The sequence below is a fragment of the Rothia sp. (in: high G+C Gram-positive bacteria) genome, from assembly GCF_030540545.1.
Classification (GTDB): Bacteria; Actinomycetota; Actinomycetes; order Actinomycetales; family Micrococcaceae; genus Rothia.
Window position 1 is genome coordinate 1 of sequence record NZ_JAUNVZ010000102.1, and the last position, 1,112, is coordinate 1,112.

At 55.8% G+C, this 1,112-nt stretch carries 2 protein-coding genes; both read left to right on the forward strand.

The annotated features are described in order from the left end of the window. Positions 1-282: pantoate--beta-alanine ligase (locus Q4P78_RS09225; protein WP_303340074.1), on the forward strand; the 282-nt coding region annotated here is incomplete at its 5' end. Between the two features lie 18 nt (positions 283-300). Further along, positions 301-648 carry an aspartate 1-decarboxylase gene (gene panD, locus Q4P78_RS09230; RefSeq protein WP_303340075.1) on the forward strand — a complete coding sequence of 116 codons (348 nt, stop codon included), beginning with the start codon at positions 301-303 and terminating at the stop codon, positions 646-648. Positions 649-1,112 lie beyond the last annotated feature (464 nt).

The window sequence follows — 1,112 nt, forward strand, 5'->3', positions numbered from 1 at the left end:
CTCACCGACGCTGAGCGCCGCACCGCTGTCTGCATTTCGGCTGCCCTCAAGAGCAGTGTCGACTATGCTCATCACCACACGGTGCAGGAGACGCACGACCTTGTGGTCGGTGCACTCAACGCCACGCAAGGCTTGGAGGTAGAGTACTTCGAGATAGTCAACGGCATTACCCTTCAGCCCGTATCGAGCTGGGACGAGGCCGAAACCATCGTCGGTTGCATCACCGTATATTGCGGTGCGCGCCCCGTACGCCTCATAGACAATATTAAGTATAAAGGATAAATCGCTCTCCCCAACCTCATGCTTCTCAACATACTCAAGTCAAAGATTCACTGCGCCACCGTCACGGAGGCCAATCTCCACTATATGGGCAGCATCACCATTGACTCCGCACTCCTAGAGGCGGCACACATGGTGGCGGGCGAGATGGTGCACGTGGTCAACAACAACAATGGCGAGCGCATCGTGACCTATATCATTGCCGGTGAGCCAGGCTCCGGATGCATCTGCCTCAATGGGGCAGCGGCCCGCCTCTTCCAGGTGGGTGACGAGGTCATCATCATGGCCTTTGCTCAGATGACGCCCGAGGAGGCCGAGACCTTCAAGCCCAGCGTGGTCTTCCCCGTGGGTAAGGACAACCGCCTCTAATCCCATGGGTTGCTCCTTCGGGTGATTTAGTTCCTTTAAGATAATAGACCCTCAAGCCCGGTGTCGGAAGTTCCCGATGTCGGGCTTTGTTGTTTCTGGCCTCAGTACGCGTAGTCCCACACCGAGATACCCTCAAGTGACGCAAAATAGAACCATCTCTCGCGCACACGCGTACGCGCGCACATTGGGAGTTTGCAAAGTCTAAAACTGTGCTTTTGGATACATTTCAACTAGGGATGATTACCGGCTAGAAGCGCTGAAGGCGCGACAGAACTCAGCCCAGGGTGATGCCTCGTCAGAGGCTGAACCCTGGGATCAATAGAACGCGTAGCCGAGCACTCTGAAAGAGTGAGAGAATGAAGCCGATGGGCGTAAGCCCTGAGGCACGAAGACCGCGCAAATACTGAGGCAAGAGAGGTCAGAGCTTACGCTCTTCCCGCCATTCTCTCACTCCTTCAGAGTGC

What these genes read in the sequence shown, in the direction of transcription:
- panD (WP_303340075.1), top strand. Translation starts at nt 301, where the DNA reads ATGCTTCTCAACATACTCAAGTCAAAGATTCACTGCGCCACCGTCACG.